The organism is Limosilactobacillus sp. (genome assembly GCF_051873075.1).
GTDB lineage: Bacteria > Bacillota > Bacilli > Lactobacillales > Lactobacillaceae > Limosilactobacillus.
In genome coordinates this window covers 1-18,929 of sequence record NZ_JBJEEM010000014.1, presented here as the reverse complement: position 1 = coordinate 18,929, position 18,929 = coordinate 1, and the positions used below count along the sequence as shown (strand labels likewise).

Sequence of the window (18,929 nt, the reverse complement as noted above, 5' to 3'; positions counted from 1 at the left end):
ACCAGATCTTATTAAACGAAGACGAGCAAAAATAGTCAGCTATTAAACAAAAGGGAATCGCGTTACGCGATTCCCTTTTGTTATTGTTCTTTCAGTTTTCGTTCGACCATCGTGGGATCGGCCTTTCCCGGGTTTAACTCCACCAGTTTGCCAGAGCCAATGTAGATGATCCATTCGGCGAGGTTGACAATGTGGTCCCCCGCCCGCTCCAGGTAGCGGATCACCGCGAGGTAGTCGCCGTAGGTCTTGACGTTTTCACCGGTTTTCGCTAGGGCCGTCAAGATGGCCTGTTGCTGCTGGACGTAGATCAGGTCGACTTGCAGGTCCGTATTGGCGACCTCGTACGCTGCCTGCTCATCGGTCTGGGCATAGGCGTCGAGGACTTTCTCCAGCATCTCACGCACGATCATCATCATCTTTTCGATCTGCGCTTCAATCTGTGCGTTGTGCTCCCGGTCACTCAGGTTGATTGCGGCTCGGGCGATGTGGGTGGCGTAGTCCCCGAGCCGTTCGATATCGCTGCTGGCTTTCAGGATACTGATGATCCTACGAAAATCGCTGGCCACCGGCTGCTGGAGGGCCATCAGCTGGAGGGCCTCCTTTTCCAGGCTGACCTCCTCATCGTTAATCTTGTTATCCGCGGTCAGGACCTGGTTGGCCCGGGCTGGGTCGTTTTCGGTGAAGGCCTTCGTTGCCTGGTAGATCTGCTCGCTGGCGTCGATTCCCATCTCCATGAAATGACCACGGAGACGCTTTAGTTCGTCGTTAAAAATAGCACCCATGTTTTCCTCCTAACCAAACTTGCCGCTCAGGTAGTCGGCCGTTTGCTGCTCGTGCGGGTTCATAAAGATCGTCGCGGTCTTGTCGAATTCAATCAGGTGTCCCTGGTGCATGAAAGCGGTCCAGTCGGCCGACCGGGATGCCTGTTGCATGTTGTGGGTCACCATGATGATCGTGAACTGCTCCTTTAATTGTACTAGGGTATCCTCGATCTGCGAAGTCGAAACCGGGTCGAGGGCGCTGGTCGGCTCATCCATGAGAATGATTTCTGGCTGAACCGCCAGCGTGCGGGCGATGCAGAGCCGCTGTTGCTGACCACCGGACAGGTCGAGGGCGCTGGACTTGAGCTGGTCTTTCACCTCGTCCCAGAGGGCGGCTTGGCGCAGACTCTCCTCAACCCGCTGGTCAAGGACGTGCCGGTCCTTCTCGCCGGCCAAGCGCAGACCATAGATTACGTTCTCGTAGATTGACATTGGGAAGGGGGTCGGCTGCTGGAAGACCATGCCGATGCGCTGACGGACGCGGTAGACATTGACCGTGGGCTGGTTGATATTGACGTCATGGAAGTTGATTTCGCCGGTCACTGTGGCGAAATCATCATTCATTCGGTTGAGGCTTCGCAACACGGTTGACTTTCCCGAACCCGAGGCGCCGATTAAGGCCGTGATCTGGTGTTTGGGGAACTTGAGGTTGACATCGAAAACGACGTGCTTGTCACCGTAAAAGACCTGGAGATCCTTTACTTCTAAGGCTGGTTTTGCTTGCATTTTATACTCCTCACTTTGTTAGGCGGTGTTTGATCCGGTACCCGACGTAACGGGCAATCAGGTTAAACAATAGAATGGTAATGATTAAGACGGCGGCGGAACCGTTGGAAACTGCCCGGGCGTCGGGGACCAGGCCCTCACTGTTGACCTTCCAGATATGGACTGCCAGGGTTTCGGCGGGGCGTAGCGGGTTGAGGAAACTGGTTGGACTGAATGGGTTCCAGTCGGTATAGCTGATCGCCGGGGCGCTCTGGCCGGCGGTGTAGATTAGGGCGGCAGCTTCCCCAAAGATCCGACCGGCACTCAGGATGGCCCCGGTGATGATCCCGGGCAGGGCAGCCGGCAGGACGATCTTGGTCGTGACCCGCCACTTGGCCATCCCCAGTCCGAGTCCCGCTTGTCGTTGCAGGTATGGCACCTGGCACAAGGCGTCCTCGCAACTGCGGGTCAAAATCGGCAGGTTGAGGATCGTCAGCGCCAGTGCACCGGCCAGGAGTGAAAAGTCCAGGCCGAATTTTAAGACGAAGACCAGGTAGCCGAACAGGCCGACGACTACGGAAGGCAGCGAACTCAGGACCTCGATTGCCAACCGAAGCAGGCGGGTGCGCCGGTTGTCCGGGGCGTATTCACTGAGGTAGATGGCCGCGCAGAGGGCGAGGGGGACGGAGACAATCATGGTCAAGACGACGAGGTAGAGGGAGTTGAACAGCTGATCGCGGATCCCTCCGCCGGCAGAAAATGATTCTGCGCTACTGGTTAAGAAGTGCCAGGAAATGTGGGGGATACCCTGGGCGAGGATGTAGCCCAGAAGGCCCAGGATGATCAGGCCGACGATGCTGGCCAGCGTTAGGATTACTCGCGTGGCGATTTTATCAACGCGTTCAGGGGACATTATGCGGCTCCTTTCTTACTTACCAGGTGAATCAAGAGATTGAAAACCAGGGACATGACCAGCAGGATCAGAGCTAGGGACCAGAGGGCGTTGTTGTCCGCGGTCCCCATGACTGAGTTCCCGATTCCGGTGGTCAAGACGCTGGTGAGGGTTGCTGAAGACTCGACCAGTCCCTTCGGCATGACGGCGGTGTTTCCGATCACCATTTGAACTGCCAGGGCCTCACCGAATGCCCGGGCCATGCCGAAGACGGCCGCGGTCAGGATCCCGTCTCGGGCGCTGGGAACGATGATTCGGTAGATGGTCTGCCAGCGAGTTGCCCCCAGTCCCGCGGAGGCCTGACGGTACGTCTTCGGAACGGCCCTGAGACTATCCACGGTCATCGAAGTCATGGTTGGCAGGATCATCAAGAAGAGTACCCCAGTCGCGGCGAGGATTCCAAAGCCGGTTCCGCCAAAGAGCTGCTGCAGGGCGGGCACAATGAGGGTCAGCCCGAGGTATCCGTATACTACGGAAGGTATCCCGACGAGGAGCTCAATTAGGGGCTGGATCAGGCTGCTTGCCTTCTTTGGCAGGATTTCCGTGATCGCTATCGCCACGACCAATGCCAGGGGCAGAGCGACGATTCCGGCCAGGAGTGTGACGCAAAATGAGGTCACGATCATCGGCAGAGCCCCGTAGTGGTGGTGGCTGGGCTGCCAATCCGTCTGTGAGAGGAAGTGCCAGACGGAGACGCCGTTGTCGGTAAACAGTGCTACCCCTTTGATGGTCAGGAAGACGAGGATGGCAACGACCAAGCCGCCGATGAGGATGATGGCCAGGGAGCTGATGATCTTACCGGTCCATTCCTGCCGACTTTCCGGTGATGGCTGGGTTAATTGCTTTTGTAAATCGTCCATAGGCTTACTCCTTTCCCCGAATTATTCCGGCGGCATTTTTTTGGACCCGCATGTCGTGAATGTTGACGTAGTGGGCCCGCTTTACCAGGGTCTGTTGGACCGGCTTAGACTGCATGTAATTAATGAACGCTTGGGTGGCCTTGGTAGGATGCTGCTGGGTGTACATGTGCTCGTATGACCATAACGGCCAGCGGTTAGTGGTGATGTTCTTCGCCGTCGGACTCACTCCGCCAATCTTCAGGGGCTGGACCTGCTGGTTGAGGTAGGCGGCCGAGATGTAGCTGATAGCCCCCGGAGTGCGCGCTACGATTTCCTTGACGGTACCGTTGGAATCCTGTTCCTGAGCATTCAGGGGCCGCTGTCCCTTTAGGACAACCTGCTCGAATGCTACTCGGGTACCACTCCCGTCTGCCCGGTTGATCACCGTGATTGGCCGGTCGGGTCCCCCGAGCTGGCGCCAGTTGGTTACTTGTCCGGTGTAGATTTGCCGGAGCTGGGAGAGGGAAAGGTCTTTGATGCCTAGGTCGCGGTTAACGATGGGGACGATTCCCGAAACCGCCACGATATGGTCGTGCAGTTTTTGCTCGTCAATCCCGTCCTTCTGTTCGGCGAAGATGTCTGATGAACCAATATTGACGGCGCCGGCCTGCACCTGGCTTAGTCCGGTTCCTGACCCGCCTCCCTGGACAGTGATGCTTGCTCGCGGGTTAACCGTCCGGTATTCGTTGGTGACGGCCTCCGTTAGCGGTTGGAGGGCACTGGACCCGACGATTGTTACTTTTGACAGTGGCGGCTGCTTCTTGGCGGTGATCCAGCCGGCGCCCAGGCCGACGATGATCAATACCGTGATGATGATTGTGATAATTCTCTTCATCGCGAATGCTCCCTAGTTGTTTTCGTTAATTTCGTATGGTACAAATAGAGAATAGCAAGCTGCTGTAAATATTTGATCTTCGTATTGTAAAAGTTATGTAAATCTGGGAGGGAAAGATGAGCAACCGATTTTTGCTAATGGGGCAAGATGCCGACTTGATCAACCGACTAGAGCGGCTCAGCAAGCAGGCCTCCTGGAGTTTTGACCGGGTGACAACGCCGACCGGTTTGGTGGTTGAGCTCGAACACGAGCAGCCTGCTGGGGTTTGGTGGGACCTGGGCGCCGCTACCCTGGATACGGCCATTGCCACAATGACCCTGATCCGTCCCCAGGTGCAAGGGCCCATTACTATTTTCACCACCAAAATGACGGACCGCATTCAGCGTAAATTGTATCAGGCCCGGGTTGACGACGTGATTGCCTTTCCGTTTGATGATCGGGTCCTGCGGGCTTTGATTGCACAACGGACTTGGCTCTACCAGCACATGCAGGCCCAGATGCCGAAAGCTCCGGCAAAGGCGACTGCGGCCCAGGTGATCACCATTGGCTCCTGGCAGGTGGATCAGCAGAACTACCAGGTTAAAAAGGCTGGGTCGTTAGTTGAACTGACTCCCAAGGAATTTCAGCTGCTATCGTATTTAATTGCTCATCGCAACCAGGTGCTCAGCCGCGATCAGCTGGTCAACGGTGTGTGGGGTTACGATATTCTCAACACGTCGCGGATCGTTGATATCCACATCAGCCACCTGCGCGATAAGCTCGAAGATGATCCGCACTACCCGGTCCACCTGTTGACGATCCGGGGATTTGGCTATAAGTTGGCTGAATAATTAACAAAAAATGGCCGTACCAAATTTGTCGTTTGGTGCGGCCATTTTCAAAATAAAAAAGACTGGTGATTATTCACCAGTCTTTTACGATACATAATGGGCAGTCAGGGGATCGAACCCTGGACCCACGGATTAAGAGTCCGTTGCTCTGCCAGCTGAGCTAACTGCCCATGTCATTGACAACGACTATTATAATATCAACTTCTGCCAATTTTTGCAAGCAGTTTTTGAGATTTTTTGCAATTAATTTGCAATCGGGTGGTGAATGCACAAAAAAAGAGATTGAGAAGATCTCAATCTCTGTAAACCTCTGATGGGCAGTCAGGGGATCGAACCCTGGACCCACGGATTAAGAGTCCGTTGCTCTGCCAGCTGAGCTAACTGCCCATATTTGTAACCCCTCAACAAGGTACTTTATTAATTTACCACCCCTACCCTTAGCTGTCAACATAAATTCGCCAAAAATTAATAAAATCCTTAGCTGTGCTATAATGGGGGCACGGTTACTAAGTTTTTAAGCAAACAATCACCCATGGAGGGGATTTTGAAATGGCAAAGAAAATACTAGTCGTTGATGACGAAAAACCAATTTCAGATATCATTAAATTCAACCTTGAAAAGGAAGGCTACTCGGTCGTAACCGCCTATGATGGTGAGGAGGCCCTGGAGATGGTCGAAAGTGAAAATCCCGACCTGATCATTTTGGACCTGATGTTGCCAAAGATCGATGGCCTGGAAGTTGCCAAGCGCGTGCGGGCTAAGCACACGATGCCAATCATCATGGTAACGGCCAAGGACTCCGAGCTTGATAAGGTTCTGGGCCTCGAATTGGGAGCAGATGACTATGTCACCAAGCCGTTCTCTAACCGGGAATTGGTGGCCCGGGTCAAGGCTAACCTGCGGCGGCAGGCAACCCTGAAGGCCCCTGCTGAAGAAGACACGAATACCGACATCAAGGTGGGAGACCTGACTATTCACCCCGAGGCCTACACGGTCACCAAACGGGGCGAAAACATCAACCTGACCCACCGGGAATTCGAATTGCTTCATTACTTGGCCCAGCACATTGGTCAGGTAATTAACCGGGAGCACCTCTTGCAGACTGTTTGGGGATATGACTACTTTGGTGATGTACGGACCGTGGATGTGACGGTCCGGCGTCTGCGGGAGAAAATTGAAGATAATCCGAGCCACCCGCAATGGCTGATCACGCGGCGTGGGGTCGGCTACTATTTAGCAAATCCTGATCAGAATTAGAGGCTGAACAGTTGTGAACAGCAAGTTAAAATTTTACCAATCGATTCGTTTTAAAATCGCCCTCGTATTTGCGTTGATGCTGATGCTGACGCTGGAATGCGTTGGGGCGGTTTTTGTGCGTCAATTGGAACATCAGAACCTGAATACATTCAAACAATCGATTGAATTGCCGTCTTACGTTGATAATTCGTTGAGTGAGCAACTGGCTCGTTCGGATACCAAGAAGGCTAACCGGCAGATTCGCCAGATCCTGTCTGAAGTCAATAACAACAACATCTCGGAAATCCGGGTAATTGACAACAAGGGTATCATCCGGGGAACCAGCGATTCCGACAACCGGGGGACGATCGGCCAGAAGACTACCGACCAGATCGTCAAATCTACCCTACTAAACAACCGGTCCCACTCGGAGAATGTCTATGACAACAGCAACCATAACCGCTACTACGTCAACGTGGTTCCCTTGGTTGACAACAGCAACAACAACGTTATTGGGGCAGTCTATTTGCGGGCCAGCCTGGAGTCGGTCTATTCCAATATCAACAGTATTACTCTGATCTATCTATCGGCGGCCCTGATCACGATTGCGATCGGACTCTTCTTGGCGATTCTTATTTCCCAGGAAATAACCCGGCCGATTGAGGAGATGCGAAAGCAGGCTCTGCGGATTGCCCGCGGGGACTTCTCTGGCCAAGTCCGCGTCATGGGCAATGATGAGCTTGGACAACTTGCCGGGGCCGTCAATAACCTGTCAGTCCGCGTGGAAGAAGCCCAGGCATCGACGGATTCAGAACGGCGGCGGTTGGACAGTGTCCTCTCCCATATGTCCGATGGGGTACTGGCGACGGACCGCCGCGGGAACGTGACGATCGTCAATAACATGGCCCTGCAGCTGTTGGGTGTTGACCATGAGGACGACCTAATCGGCAAGTCAATCATCGACGTCCTGGATATCCGGCACGACTATACGGTTCGCCAGCTCGTCAATGCCGACCAGCGGGAAATGATCATCGATATGTCAAACGACGGCAATAACCTGATTCTAAATGCCTACTTCTCGCCGATTCAGCGGGAATCTGGCTTTGTCAGCGGGTTGGTCTGCGTTCTCCACGACGTCACCAGCCAGCAAAAGGAGGAGCGGGAACGCAAGCAGTTTGTTTCCAACGTTTCGCATGAGCTGCGGACGCCGCTGACCAGTGTTCATAGTTATGTTGAGGCGTTGAGCGATGGTGCATGGCAGGATAAGGAAGTCGCCCCGAAGTTCTTGAACGTTATCCAAGGAGAAACCGACCGGATGATCCGAATGATCAACGACCTGTTGAGCCTTTCCAGGATGGATGCGGGAACGACGAAGCTTAACCTGGAATACGTCAACATTAAGGAACTGCTCAATTACATTTTGAACCGCTTTGACATGATTATTAAGAATGAGGAAGAGGACGCCAGCAAGAAGAAGTACAAGATCGAACGCCACTTCACCAAGAAGGACCTGTGGGTAGAGATCGATACCGACAAGTTCACCCAGGTGATCGATAACATCATGAACAACGCAATCAAGTATTCACCGGACGGGGGAATTATCACGGTGCGCCTGCTGGAAACCCATAATCACGTCATCATGAGTATCTCTGACCAGGGGCTCGGGATTCCGCGCAAGGATCTTGGCCGGATCTTTGACCGTTTCTTCCGGGTTGATAAGGCTCGGAGCCGCAAGCAGGGCGGGACCGGCCTTGGCCTTGCAATTTCCAAGGAGGTCATCAACATGCTCGGCGGTCAGATCTGGGTTGATAGTGTCGAAGGTCACGGTTCGACCTTCTACATCTCATTGCCGTACGTACCATATGAAGAGGAGGATGACTGGGATGATCAAGAAGCTGAGAAGTAATTGGCTGACGATTGCCCTGACGCTGGTAGTCCTGTTTAGCTTGGTCCTTTCGGGACTCATCTGGACTGACCCCTTTCAATATGAGCGGCCCCATCGGGAAAACAGCAGTACCCAGACGCAACAGTTTACCACCCAGTCAATAGGTGATGTCTACCTGCCGACGACAATTGTAAAGACCAACAGCAGTGGTCAGCAATTTCTGCTTTACAGTCAGCGGGCCAATCTGGTCAATGACGTCAAAAAAGCCTTGCAGGGTTGGAAGCTGGGCCGGACGAGCGAGGTTAAGACCAACAACAGTGATGTCTACCTGAGTTACCTGCGTAATCGGCACTCGCTGATGCTGAACTACCCAGATAGTGTTTCTGGTGACGTCTTCAACGAAACCTTTAGACAGTCGATCGACACGAACCGGGTCAAGGGAATTAACCACATTGTGATCCCGCTCAACGGAAAATCGGAGATCTACTTATTGCGGGACTACCACTATACCGTCTACCGGGTCCAGGTCAGCCAGGGGGACTTTGCCAAGCTTCCCGAAGGTGGTCGGCATAGCCAGTCAATTCCAGTGGACTATAAGATCATTAAGGGGCATGCGATGATGATGTATCCCGAGTCATTTAAACTGCCCAAGCTGGCATACCAAATCAGCAATCAGCGGATCAATAACCTCAGCACCAACTTGTTGAGCACTAACCAGCACACCAGCGTGACCGCCCACGATGATGGCGATAAGACTATCTACACGGATGGGACTAACCGGCACCTGGTCTATGACCACACTGCGGGTACGGTTGACTACGAAAATGACATCGGTCACTCTAATGTCGTGACGACCAGTCAGCTTTATGCCCACTTCTACAACACCCTGGTGAAGACCGGAATGCCGCTGGATAATATCCGTTTTGACCAGGCCAAGGACCATCACCGGACTTTCATCTATCGGACTTATGTCGAGGGCTTCCCAATCGTCAACGCGGATGGCTACGGCGGGGCCAAACTCCAGGCTACCCAGAGCGGCATTGAACGCTACTGGCTGAGCCTGTACACGGTGCAAGTGCCGCTGCCGCTCAGTGGGGAGACGGTCAAGCTGCCGTCGACTACTACCATTATCAACGAATTGCATGCCAGCAGCCGGTTTAAGGACATCACCGATCTGCGGGTCGGCTACCTCTGGAAAGATAGCCAGCAGGACGGCAAGGCTGTCAAAATCGTGCCAACCTACTTTGTGAAGTACCATAATCACTGGGTTGACTACACGGAGTTTCTGAAATAAGGAGGACTAAAAATGAATTTCAAACGAATTCAATGGATATTTCTTTTTGCCTTCCTTATCTTTGACCTGGTTGTCGTGGGCGGCCTCTTCCTTCAGAACCGGTTTACGATTTCTAGCAGTGCTCCCAACCGGCAGGAGGTTATCCTAAAGGAGATGCGAGCAGATGCAATTACCAGTGTTCCCCTGTCTAACCATGCCCAGAGCGGCTACTACATCGCCGGCACCCGGTCTGAAGAGAGTGGCAAGCTGGGACAACAGGCTGCCAAGCTGCGGGACCAGAGCTATCATTTCAGTTCCGCTGAACTTGCCAGCGACCTCGAAACCGGTGTCAAGATCGACCCGAAGGACCCGGCAAAGCGGTTGAACCGCCTGGTAGCGGATGAGCATTCAATTGCCCTCGGGAGTCATTACCGGTTTGCGCCGCAACTGTCGGACCGGCACACCATCGTCTATACACAACAGTTGGCGGGTCGGGCATTAAATTCGCCAGATGGGCAGATCCGTTTCCGCGTCAATAACGATGATGAGGTCCTGGGATATACCCAGACCTTTCTAGAGGATACCCGGATTCTCCGGCCCGAGGCGGCCACCATCAGCCAGCAGCACGCGGTGACGTGGTTATACAAGCACAACCTGATTCCCAACAATTCTCAAGTGCGGTGGGCCAAACTGGCCTATACCAGGCTTTTGACCACCAGTGAGCACAATCAGGCGGTTTATGTACCGACCTGGATCATTGAGGTGCGGACCAAGAATGATGACACGGTCCAACGTTTGCGGGTCAATGCCTTTAACAGCACGATTATGCGGAGTACCCCCAGCAGCGTTAACACCAGTTCATTAGAAAAATAAGGAGTAATCTGAGACGTGAGTGAAAAGGATTTTTTGCGATATAGTATTCTAGCTAGCGGGAGCACGGGCAACGTCACCTACCTGGAAACCGCCCATCACCGGATCCTGATTGATGCCGGCTTGAGCGGGAAACGGATCGAAAATCTGATGAACCAGATTGATCGGTCGCTGAAGGATGTCGAAGCGATCTTTGTGACCCACGAGCACAGTGATCACAGTCATGGAGTCGGAGTCCTCGCCCGCCGCTATGGGATGGACGTTTACGCCAACGAAGGGACCTGGCAGGCCATGGCCAAGCGGGTCGGCAAAATTCCCCTGGAACAAAAACACGTCCTGGCGCCGAACAAGGTGGCCGACCTGGGGGACATGGAGGTTGAAAGCTTTGCGGTTTCGCATGATGCGGCCGAGCCCCAGTTCTACCAGGTTCACCATGATAACAAGACCTTCTGTATTCTGACGGATACCGGCTATGTCTCTGACCGGGTCGCCGGAACGATCAAAAACGCCGACGCCTACCTGATGGAATGCAACCATGATACGGAAATGCTCCGGATGGGCCCCTACTCCTGGCCGTTGAAGCAACGGATCTTGGGTGACGAGGGCCACCTCTCCAACGAGGAAGGGGCCGATGCCCTGATGGATGTCATCGGTCCTCGGACCAAGGAGATCTTTTTGGGGCACCGGAGCCAGCACAATAACATGCGCTCGCTGGCGCACCTGACCGTGGCCAGCATGATGGAACAGCATGACTTCGGGGTGGATCACGATTTTAAGCTGGCCGATGCCGAGCCAACCACGCCCAGTCAACTGATAACATTGTAAGCGTCATTGAAACTAAATATTTACTTCATTGATTCTTCACAATTAATCAGGTATGGTGAAGGAAAAGATACGGAGGGATAGTAATGGAGAATAATAACCAACGGTCGCCAAGACGGACCAACCGTTTCTGGCTGAAAGTTGCTGGAGTTGGCTTGGCTGCCGGACTAGTTGGGGGCGGTGTTGCCGTTGGCGTTGGTGGTGCGATCCAGCACCATGAGGAAGTCGCCAGCACTCGGGTACCAAGCGGTTCCAACAAGTCAGGGGGAACTAAGGTCAACAAGAACAAGGCGGATCTGAACGGTACGGCGACTAAGGCGTACAACTCCGTCCAAGGGGCGGTTGTCAGCGTCATCAATAAGCAACAGGTCCAGCAAAACAGTGGCATGGGGATTTTTGGTCTCTATTCAAATGGCAATAGCAACAGTAACTCGTCGAATTCCAGCGATAGTAGCAAGCTTCAGACGGCCAGCGAGGGGTCTGGGGTAATCTACAAGAAGGATGGCAAGACGGCCTACATCGTTACCAATAACCACGTTGTTAAGGGCTCCAGCGCACTGCAGGTAATCTTAAGCAATGGCAAGAAGGTTAATGCTGAGCTTGTCGGGACGGATTCAGCCACCGACCTGGCTGTTTTGAAGATCAACGCGGCTAACGTTACTACGGTTGCCCAGTTTGGTGATTCCAACTCGATTGCGGCCGGCCAAGACGTCTTGGCCATCGGTTCGCCAATGGGGAGCGAGTACGCAAACACCGTAACGAAAGGGATTGTTTCGGCTAAGAACCGGACGCTGAAGGCCGGGACCGATGGGACGCTGACCTCGGTTATCCAGACCGACGCGGCCATCAATTCCGGGAATTCGGGTGGTCCTCTAATCAACATGGCTGGTCAGGTAATTGGGATCAACTCGATGAAGCTCTCCTCAGATAACGAGGGGTCCTCGATTGAGGGGATGGGCTTTGCGATCCCAAGTAACGAAGTGGTTTCGATCATCAACCAGTTGATTAAGAACGGGAAGATTGAACGCCCGGCACTGGGGATCGGGATGGTCGACCTGAGCAACGTTACCACTGACCAGCAGCAGTCTGTTCTGAAACTGCCAAGCAGTGTCAATAAAGGGGTCGTGATCATGCAGGTTGAGAGCGGCTCGGTAGCTGATAGTGCGGGTTTGAAACAGTACGATGTGATTACCCAGCTTGGTGACACAAAAGTGACGAATGCCAACACCCTGAAGGCGGCTCTGTATAAGTACAAGGTCGGTGAAAGTGCTAAGGTGACCTACTACCGCAACGGCAAGCAGCAGACCAGCACCATTCACCTGACTAAAGCAGCCAGCGGTGACAGTAGCCAGTCAACGCAACAGGACGATGGTCAATAAAGAAGGCAAAAGGATTGTGACCAAACGGATCACAATCCTTTTTGTGTTAAAATTCAACTAATGACAAAAACAAGGGGACGTATTGAGAATGAACAATCGAAACTTCAAGTATCCAGATACCCGCGCCTACAATTTTGTGGTCGACCGGCTGCGGGAACGCGGGGTTGAATTAGAGGACCTCGTCGACGTGATCTACCAGACCCAAAAGGAATTTGAACCGGAACTGACAGTGGAGCGCTGCCGGGAATATCTGACCGATGCCATGCATAAGCGGGAGCTGTTGAACAATGCCATGGTGATGCTGGAACTCGACCGGCTGACGGAGGCCGGTGCGGTCGCTGAGCCACTCTCCAGTATCATCAAGAATGATGCCGGAGTCTTCGGGGTGGATGAAACACTGGCCCTGCAGATTGCTAACATCTATGGAACGATCGGGACGACCAACTTCGGTTACTTCGACCGGGTAAAGAAGGGTGTCATGGCCAAGTTTGACCAGGATGGTCGTCACGTCAACACATTCATCGACGACCTCCTGGCGGCGATTGTAGCGGCTACTTGTGGTAAGATTGCGCATAAATACGCTTAATGCAAGTTGCTGATTTAATAAATAACCGAACAATTTAAGGAAGTTATTGAGCTAAAGTTTACAATGCCACGGTCAGTTGCTTAGGGAGCACATTCCGTGGTATTTTTACGGGAAAATTAACAGAAAAATGAGATTAAGATGAATTGTGGATAAGTCTGTGGAAAAATTGCAACTTGACCTTTAGAAATTCTTAATTACTATAATGACGGCATTTGTACCGGTTGAAAAGTTGTCCACAGGTATGCCGGTGTAGTGTTGATAAGTGGAAGCTTACAGAGTTAATACTGCGTTGAGGGTTGATATGGCAGCGTTTGTCAGACTAGGCGCCGAACAACTGTTTCTGTGGAAAATTGTGGATAACTTTTCCGTGCGAAAGGGCTTTACCGGTTAAAATTGAGCCGAACATTCGGAAGATCCGAAAATAAAGTTATGCACTTGTGGATAAGTATGTGGATAATTTGTGGAAAGCGGTGGAAAATTATGAATATTAAGATTATTGGTGTTGGAAAGTTGAAGGAAAAATATTTTAAAGCCGGCATTGCCGAGTATGCTAAGCGGCTGGGGCGATTCTGCAAGTTTCAGATCGTTGAAGTGCCGGACGAGAAGGCGCCGGAATCCTTGAGTCAGGCCGAGATGGATGAGGTGATGGCCAAGGAAGGTGAGCGGATCCTGGCGAAGATCAAGGACCGGGAGTACGTGTACGCCCTGGCGATCAAGGGGAAGGAACGCAGCTCGGAGGAATTTGCGAAGGAAATCAGCCAGCTGACGACCTATGGGCACAGCGATATCACCTTTGTCATCGGGGGATCATTAGGGCTGAGTCCGGAAGTACTGAAGCGGGCCGATACCCAAATCTCCTTCGGGCGGTTTACCCTGCCCCACCAGCTGATGCGGCTGGTCTTGACGGAGCAGGTCTACCGGGCATTCACGATCATCAATGGGCTGCCCTACCATAAATGATTAAGAAAGGTTTAGGGATCGTAAAATCTGTTAACTATCGATGTTGTCCCCTATTAAACGACCAGCATGTCCTGCTAGAATGAAGAAAAATTGTAAAACGGGGAGTTGATAGACTACTTTAATGGATATTGACAGGTTGAAGCGACTAATATTATTCTGCCTGGTGGTCGTTGGCTTTTTGGCGGCCGAGCGGTCAGTCCAGGCGGCTGCTGATGAACTTGCCAAGGTGCCGCCGATTAATGCTACCGTGGTCACAGCCGAGGGACAACGTGAACCGCGCCAGCGCAAGCTTCAGTTTCGGGCTCGGCTGTTGAAACACTGGTGGCAGCCGCGCACCGGTGCCAGTGCTCTGGCCCGGCGGCCAATTGTTACGAAGATTATTTAAAATGGGGCCAGTGAATTGCTGGCCTTTTTTGCTAAGCATCTTAGAATAGAACTAGGTAATAATTTATAGGAGGTTTTCATAATGAAAAAAGTAGCAATTATTGTCGGCAGCGTCCGGCCCAACCGGCGCAGCAGCCAGGTTGCCAACTGGCTGAAGGTTCAACTGCAGAAGAGTCGACAAGTCGAATTTGACGTGATCGAACTGGCCAAGGTTAACCTGCCAATGATGGCTGAACCGGCGATCCCGTTTAGCGGCTTGTACGAGCATGCCAAGACGCGTGAATGGAGTGAACAAATCAGCCAGTACGACGGCTTCGTCTTTGTCTTTCCACAGTACAATTGGGGCTACCCGGCTGTTTTGAAAAATGCCATTGATTATCTGGCAAAGGAATGGCAGGGTAAACCGGTCAGCCTGGTAACCTTTGGCGGCCATGGCGGTACTCAGGCCCAGGTCGCGATGCGGTTAGTAGTTGCCGGGCTGAAGATGACCCAGATGGCGGTCAACCTGCAGATTAACCTGATGCCGAACGACTCGTCTGCCACGGCTGACCGGTTGCTGCACACCCATGACCAGGAAGCAGCACTGTTGCGGCAAGACTTCGAAAACCGCCTGGGATAATTGTGTAATGTTAAGCGATCACCGATGTTTGGTGGTCGCTTTTTGCTTTTTTGAAATCGATTTCTTGGCGATTATATTAAATAAATGAAACATTTATTAATGTTTGTTTAATTTCACACATAAATAGCCATTTACCCTTGAATTTGTCGAGAATCTATGTGATTATGAGAGCGTATTCAAATGCCACGAGGAGGCTACTATTTATGAATAGACAATTTGATTTCTTAATGCCAAGTGTTAACTTCTTTGGTCCTGGTGTTATTGCCAAGATTGGTGACCGCGCTAAGATGCTTAACATGCACAAGCCGCTGATCGTTACCCAAGAGAGCTTGGAAAAGATTGAAAACGGCCCCGTTGTTCAAACGGTTCAATCACTGGAAAAGGCGGGCGTGGACTACGCCATCTTCACTGGGGTTGAACCTAACCCGAAGATTCGTAACATCAAGGCTGGTAAGAAGATGTACGAAGATGAGAAGTGTGACTCCATCATCACTGTTGGTGGGGGCTCTGCTCACGACTGTGGTAAGGGAATCGGCATTATCCTGACTAACGGTGATGACATCACCAAGCTGGCTGGGATTGAAACCCTGGACAACCCGCTGCCGCCTCTGATGGCTGTCAACACGACTGCCGGGACTGGTTCAGAATTGACCCGTCACGCGGTAATCACGAACGAAGAAGACCACCTGAAGTTCGTTGTTGTTTCCTGGCGTAACATCCCATTGGTATCCTTCAACGACCCAATGCTGATGCTTGGGGTACCGCAATCCGTTACTGCTGCTACTGGTTGTGACGCCTTTGTTCAAGCAATCGAACCATACGTTTCTGTTGACCACAACCCAATCACGGACAGTCAATGTAAGGAAGCTATCCAACTGATCCAAGAAGCATTGCCAGAAGCTGTTGCCAATGGTCAAAACGTTGAGGCCCGGACTAAGATGGTTGAAGCCGAAATGCTTGCCGGAATGGCCTTCAACAACGCCAACCTGGGTTACGTTCACGCCATGGCTCACCAACTCGGTGGTCAATACGACGCTCCCCACGGTGTTTGCTGTGCATTGCTCTTGACCACGGTTGAAGAGTACAACCTGATCGCATGCCCAGACCGGTTCGCTGAGCTGGCTCAGATCATGGGCTACGACACGACTGGCCTGACCACCATGCAGGCTGCCCAAAAGTCAATTGACGGGATGCGTGAAATGTGCAAGGCAGTTGGCATTCCATCATCTATCAAGGCAATCGGTGCTAAGCCAGAAGACTTCCCATTGATGGCGGAAAATGCTCTGAAGGATGGTAACGCCTTCTCCAACCCACGTAAGGGTACTAAGCAAGAAATCATTGACCTTTACCAAAAGGCATATGATGGCATTTACTAATTAACGGTGTGGGCACACTAGTTAGCAATAAAAAACACCCGCAGATGATGTTTTCATCTGCGGGTGTTTTTGTGTGCCCACTTAATTTTCTTTAACAAAACCGTCCTGAACAAACTTCGTGCCGAATGCCAGGGTGTTTTCTACCGGGCACTTGCGAGCAACGTCAGCGAGAAACTGCTTGATGTCCTCGTCTGATTCATCGCTGCGGACGTGTGGCTGGTAGCGAATCTCGGTAAACTTGTAACGGTTATCGTCAGCTGAGACATCTTCGCGACCCAGGTCCCCTTCAATGTCAACCCAGAAGGCGCGCAGGTCAAAGTGCCGTTTGCGGGCCAGTTCCGTAGCGGTGATTGCCTGGCAGGCCCCAAACGAAGTGAGGAGAATCTCGACCGGATTCATCCCGGTGTTAGTACTCCCTGGTTCATCAAAAGTGATCTCGAATCCACGGGTTCCCGCCGAAACCTGCATCCCGGTGGTCGTCTTGGTTGCCTTTACCTTATAAGTGCTCATAGAAAACGCTCCCTTGCTTTTTCTCCCAGTGTACTTGGGGAAGGACAGGACGTCAATTTTAATGCCTAGGCGGAAACTGTGTGCGGAGATTTTTGGCCGCTTAAGATCGTGAGGACATCTTCAAGGGCGAAGTCCACCATGTTCTTGACAGCTAGGTTGGTGAAGAAGGCGATGTGTGGGGTCAGGATGACGTTATCCAGGTCGTGGAGTTCCTGGATCTGGGGTTCATCGGCCAACCCCCGCTCCCGCCGGTCAGTTTGAAAGACCGGCCCCTCGCCCTCGACCGTGTCCAGGGCGGCAGCCGCGATGGTCCCCTTTTTTAAGGCCTGAATCAGGTCGGCGGTGTTAACGACTGGCCCCCGGCTGGCGTTGACCAAGCCCGCGGTCGGCTTCATCAAGGCAAAGTCCTTGGCGGTCAAAAGGCCTTCTGAGGTAGGGTTGAGATCAACGTGGAGACTGACCACGTCGGCGTGTTTGAGCAACTCTTCCTTACTGGTGTACTTCACAATTCCTTTCATCTCATCCCGGGGATGGGTGTCAAAGCCGAGGACGGTGGCGCCGAGCGCATTAAGGAGCTTGGCGAGGGTCCCGCCGATCCGGCCGACCCCAATAATCCCGATGGTTGCGGTATGAATCTCCAGTGCTTGCTCGTCGCTAAACCAGCGGTAGTCGTTGACGGCCACCTGGTGGTCAAAGCGGTAGGACTTGCGTAATAGCCGGAAGATCTGCATTAGGGCGTGTTCGGCGACACTGCGGGGCGAGTAGGCCGGGACGTTGGTAACGGTTAGCCCGTTGGCTTTGGCCGCCGTCAGATCGATCATGTCGAAGCCCGCCGTCCGGGTAGCGATCTGCTTAATCCCGTTGGCCTTCAGCTGGGGGTAGACGGCCGGGTCCACCTTGCTGCGCTGCTGGATCACCAGGCCATCGACATTGGCCGTCAATTCAACCGCGTCGTCGATCTTCTTGGGGCTGGTGATGATTTCAATACCGTGTTCCTTAGCGAACTCCTGAATCGCGGCTTGCTCGTCGTCTCTAACGCTGGTCATTAAAATCTTGGTCATGGTTAGTCCTCCTCTACAAAGTGTTTGATGCGGTCAACGGCAGTCTTGATGTTATCGAGGCTGGTGGCATAACTGATCCGCAGGTGGCCCTGACCGCCGGCACCAAAGTAGGAACCTGGAATGACGGCGACCTTCCCTTTTTGGGCGAGGTCGGTCGCAAACTTGACGTCATCGGTGCCAAACTGCGCTGGCAACTTGGCGAATACGTAGAAGGCGCCGTTAGGGGTGGTAATACCAAAGCCCAGCTTGTCCAGGGCGGCGACGAGGAAGTCCCGCCGTTTTAAGTAGGCGGCCTTCATCTGCTGTGTGGCGGTCTTGCCGGCAGCGGTCGAAAAGGCAGCGGTAGCGGCGGCCATTGCGGGATCGGAGGCGGCCGTGACCATCATGGCGTGAGCCGCGCTGACTGGGCCCATCAGTTCCTTGGGGCCGGCGATGAAACCGATCCGGTAACCGGTCATGGCGTGGGACTTGGAGGCCCCGTTTAGAACCAGGGTCTGGTCGGGGATGAATTCGGCAATGGAAGTGTGGGTGCCGTCGTAGACCAGTTCAGAGTAGATTTCATCGGCAATAACCACCAGGTTGGTGTCTTTAATCGCCTCAGCAAGGGCCTCAACCTGCTCATGGGTGTAGGTGACGCCGGTTGGGTTGGAGGGGTAGTTTAAGACCAGGGCCTTGGCGTTTGGATGGCTTGCCAAGACTTGTTTGAGCCGGTCCGGGGTCAAGACGAAGCTGTCTGTACTGGTGTCGATTTCAACCGGGGTCCCGCCAAGCAGGGTGGTGATGGCAGAGTACAGTGGGAAGGTTGGGGTAGCGATCAAGACTTCATCACCGGGGTTAGTGACGGCGGTCAGGGAAGCGTAGATCCCTTCGGTGGCCCCGATGGTAACGGCGATTTCACTTTCGGGGTCGTAGGTCAGGCCGTAGCG

General features: G+C 53.0%; 20 protein-coding genes and 2 tRNA genes. 12 read left to right on the top strand and 10 right to left on the bottom strand.

Features of this window, described 5'->3' with window-relative positions; genetic code table 11:
- Positions 1–80 precede the first annotated feature (80 nt).
- The 5 genes from phoU to ACI31J_RS02245 are packed head-to-tail and all read right to left on the bottom strand — an operon-like array spanning position 81 to position 4,212.
- Positions 81–782, bottom strand: coding sequence for a phosphate signaling complex protein PhoU (gene phoU / locus ACI31J_RS02265; protein WP_439772829.1), 702 nt, complete (start codon positions 780–782; stop codon positions 81–83).
- Between the two features lie 9 nt (positions 783–791).
- Positions 792–1,547: a phosphate ABC transporter ATP-binding protein PstB gene (pstB, locus tag ACI31J_RS02260; protein WP_439772828.1), complete on the bottom strand. Its 756-nt coding sequence runs from the start codon at positions 1,545–1,547 to the stop codon at positions 792–794.
- A gap of 10 nt (positions 1,548–1,557) precedes the next feature.
- Complete coding sequence (pstA, locus tag ACI31J_RS02255) at positions 1,558–2,439, bottom strand: phosphate ABC transporter permease PstA (protein ID WP_439772827.1); 882 nt, start codon at positions 2,437–2,439, stop codon at positions 1,558–1,560.
- On the bottom strand, positions 2,439–3,338 hold the full coding sequence (gene pstC, locus ACI31J_RS02250) for a phosphate ABC transporter permease subunit PstC (RefSeq protein ID WP_439772826.1): 900 nt from the start codon (positions 3,336–3,338) through the stop codon (positions 2,439–2,441). The genes pstA and pstC overlap by 1 nt, the downstream gene beginning before the upstream one ends.
- Before the next feature lie 4 nt (positions 3,339–3,342).
- Positions 3,343–4,212, bottom strand: a complete 870-nt coding sequence (locus ACI31J_RS02245) for a phosphate ABC transporter substrate-binding protein (protein ID WP_439772825.1) — start codon at positions 4,210–4,212, stop codon at positions 3,343–3,345.
- Positions 4,213–4,328: 116 nt separating this feature from the next.
- Here ACI31J_RS02245 and ACI31J_RS02240 point away from each other — a divergent pair, with 116 nt between their 5' ends.
- Complete coding sequence (locus ACI31J_RS02240; RefSeq protein WP_439772824.1) at positions 4,329–5,042, top strand: winged helix-turn-helix domain-containing protein; 714 nt, start codon at positions 4,329–4,331, stop codon at positions 5,040–5,042.
- A 97-nt stretch (positions 5,043–5,139) separates the two neighbouring features.
- Here the strand turns inward: ACI31J_RS02240 and ACI31J_RS02235 are convergent.
- Both ACI31J_RS02235 and ACI31J_RS02230 read right to left on the bottom strand, forming a co-directional pair.
- A tRNA-Lys gene (locus ACI31J_RS02235) sits at positions 5,140–5,212 on the bottom strand.
- Positions 5,213–5,356: 144 nt separating this feature from the next.
- Positions 5,357–5,429, bottom strand: a tRNA-Lys gene (locus ACI31J_RS02230).
- A 162-nt stretch (positions 5,430–5,591) separates the two neighbouring features.
- Between ACI31J_RS02230 and yycF the strand changes: the two genes are divergently transcribed.
- From yycF to ACI31J_RS02175, 11 genes are all read left to right on the top strand, one after another.
- The gene (yycF, locus tag ACI31J_RS02225) at positions 5,592–6,299 is read left to right on the top strand and encodes a response regulator YycF (protein WP_439772823.1); all 708 of its coding nucleotides are present in this window, start codon (positions 5,592–5,594) and stop codon (positions 6,297–6,299) included.
- A 13-nt stretch (positions 6,300–6,312) separates the two neighbouring features.
- Positions 6,313–8,184, top strand: a complete 1,872-nt coding sequence (gene walK, locus ACI31J_RS02220; RefSeq protein ID WP_439772822.1) for a cell wall metabolism sensor histidine kinase WalK — start codon at positions 6,313–6,315, stop codon at positions 8,182–8,184.
- Entirely contained in the window at positions 8,162–9,457 is a 1,296-nt protein-coding gene (locus tag ACI31J_RS02215; protein ID WP_439772821.1) for a YycH family regulatory protein, read from the top strand. The genes walK and ACI31J_RS02215 overlap by 23 nt, the downstream gene beginning before the upstream one ends.
- A 12-nt stretch (positions 9,458–9,469) precedes the next feature.
- Positions 9,470–10,309, top strand: coding sequence for a two-component system regulatory protein YycI (locus ACI31J_RS02210; RefSeq protein WP_439772820.1), 840 nt, complete (start codon positions 9,470–9,472; stop codon positions 10,307–10,309).
- Between the two features lie 15 nt (positions 10,310–10,324).
- Positions 10,325–11,131 (top strand): MBL fold metallo-hydrolase, encoded by an 807-nt coding sequence (locus tag ACI31J_RS02205; protein WP_439772819.1) that lies wholly within the window; start codon positions 10,325–10,327, stop codon positions 11,129–11,131.
- 83 nt (positions 11,132–11,214) lie between these two features.
- The gene (locus ACI31J_RS02200) at positions 11,215–12,507 is read left to right on the top strand and encodes a S1C family serine protease (RefSeq protein WP_439772818.1); all 1,293 of its coding nucleotides are present in this window, start codon (positions 11,215–11,217) and stop codon (positions 12,505–12,507) included.
- Positions 12,508–12,595: 88 nt separating this feature from the next.
- Entirely contained in the window at positions 12,596–13,093 is a 498-nt protein-coding gene (locus ACI31J_RS02195; RefSeq protein ID WP_439772817.1) for a phosphatidylglycerophosphatase A family protein, read from the top strand.
- Between the two features lie 480 nt (positions 13,094–13,573).
- On the top strand, positions 13,574–14,053 hold the full coding sequence (gene rlmH, locus ACI31J_RS02190; RefSeq protein ID WP_439772816.1) for a 23S rRNA (pseudouridine(1915)-N(3))-methyltransferase RlmH: 480 nt from the start codon (positions 13,574–13,576) through the stop codon (positions 14,051–14,053).
- Positions 14,054–14,189: 136 nt separating this feature from the next.
- Positions 14,190–14,438: a hypothetical protein gene (locus ACI31J_RS02185; RefSeq protein WP_439772815.1), complete on the top strand. Its 249-nt coding sequence runs from the start codon at positions 14,190–14,192 to the stop codon at positions 14,436–14,438.
- 81 nt (positions 14,439–14,519) lie between these two features.
- The gene (locus ACI31J_RS02180) at positions 14,520–15,056 is read left to right on the top strand and encodes an NADPH-dependent FMN reductase (protein ID WP_439772814.1); all 537 of its coding nucleotides are present in this window, start codon (positions 14,520–14,522) and stop codon (positions 15,054–15,056) included.
- Positions 15,057–15,259: 203 nt separating this feature from the next.
- Complete coding sequence (locus ACI31J_RS02175; RefSeq protein ID WP_439772813.1) at positions 15,260–16,432, top strand: iron-containing alcohol dehydrogenase; 1,173 nt, start codon at positions 15,260–15,262, stop codon at positions 16,430–16,432.
- Positions 16,433–16,513: 81 nt separating this feature from the next.
- Here the strand turns inward: ACI31J_RS02175 and ACI31J_RS02170 are convergent, their stop codons facing one another.
- The 3 genes from ACI31J_RS02170 to ACI31J_RS02160 all read right to left on the bottom strand — a co-directional run.
- The gene (locus ACI31J_RS02170) at positions 16,514–16,942 is read right to left on the bottom strand and encodes an OsmC family protein (RefSeq protein ID WP_439772812.1); all 429 of its coding nucleotides are present in this window, start codon (positions 16,940–16,942) and stop codon (positions 16,514–16,516) included.
- Between the two features lie 65 nt (positions 16,943–17,007).
- Positions 17,008–18,003: a D-2-hydroxyacid dehydrogenase gene (locus tag ACI31J_RS02165; protein WP_439772811.1), complete on the bottom strand. Its 996-nt coding sequence runs from the start codon at positions 18,001–18,003 to the stop codon at positions 17,008–17,010.
- Positions 18,004–18,005: 2 nt separating this feature from the next.
- Positions 18,006–18,929 (bottom strand): aminotransferase class I/II-fold pyridoxal phosphate-dependent enzyme (locus tag ACI31J_RS02160; protein WP_439772810.1); only part of this gene is annotated, 924 nt, incomplete at its 5' end.

Coding starts and splice junctions, on each gene's coding strand:
- ACI31J_RS02180 (WP_439772814.1), top strand. CDS start 14,520: ATGAAAAAAGTAGCAATTATTGTCGGCAGCGTCCGGCCCAACCGGCGC.
- ACI31J_RS02165 (WP_439772811.1), bottom strand. CDS start 18,003: ATGACCAAGATTTTAATGACCAGCGTTAGAGACGACGAGCAAGCCGCG.
- ACI31J_RS02245 (WP_439772825.1), bottom strand. CDS start 4,212: ATGAAGAGAATTATCACAATCATCATCACGGTATTGATCATCGTCGGC.
- ACI31J_RS02215 (WP_439772821.1), top strand. CDS start 8,162: ATGATCAAGAAGCTGAGAAGTAATTGGCTGACGATTGCCCTGACGCTG.
- pstB (WP_439772828.1), bottom strand. CDS start 1,547: ATGCAAGCAAAACCAGCCTTAGAAGTAAAGGATCTCCAGGTCTTTTAC.
- ACI31J_RS02170 (WP_439772812.1), bottom strand. CDS start 16,942: ATGAGCACTTATAAGGTAAAGGCAACCAAGACGACCACCGGGATGCAG.
- pstA (WP_439772827.1), bottom strand. CDS start 2,439: ATGTCCCCTGAACGCGTTGATAAAATCGCCACGCGAGTAATCCTAACG.
- rlmH (WP_439772816.1), top strand. CDS start 13,574: ATGAATATTAAGATTATTGGTGTTGGAAAGTTGAAGGAAAAATATTTT.
- ACI31J_RS02240 (WP_439772824.1), top strand. CDS start 4,329: ATGAGCAACCGATTTTTGCTAATGGGGCAAGATGCCGACTTGATCAAC.
- ACI31J_RS02210 (WP_439772820.1), top strand. CDS start 9,470: ATGAATTTCAAACGAATTCAATGGATATTTCTTTTTGCCTTCCTTATC.
- pstC (WP_439772826.1), bottom strand. CDS start 3,338: ATGGACGATTTACAAAAGCAATTAACCCAGCCATCACCGGAAAGTCGG.
- ACI31J_RS02195 (WP_439772817.1), top strand. CDS start 12,596: ATGAACAATCGAAACTTCAAGTATCCAGATACCCGCGCCTACAATTTT.
- ACI31J_RS02175 (WP_439772813.1), top strand. CDS start 15,260: ATGAATAGACAATTTGATTTCTTAATGCCAAGTGTTAACTTCTTTGGT.
- yycF (WP_439772823.1), top strand. CDS start 5,592: ATGGCAAAGAAAATACTAGTCGTTGATGACGAAAAACCAATTTCAGAT.
- ACI31J_RS02200 (WP_439772818.1), top strand. CDS start 11,215: ATGGAGAATAATAACCAACGGTCGCCAAGACGGACCAACCGTTTCTGG.
- phoU (WP_439772829.1), bottom strand. CDS start 782: ATGGGTGCTATTTTTAACGACGAACTAAAGCGTCTCCGTGGTCATTTC.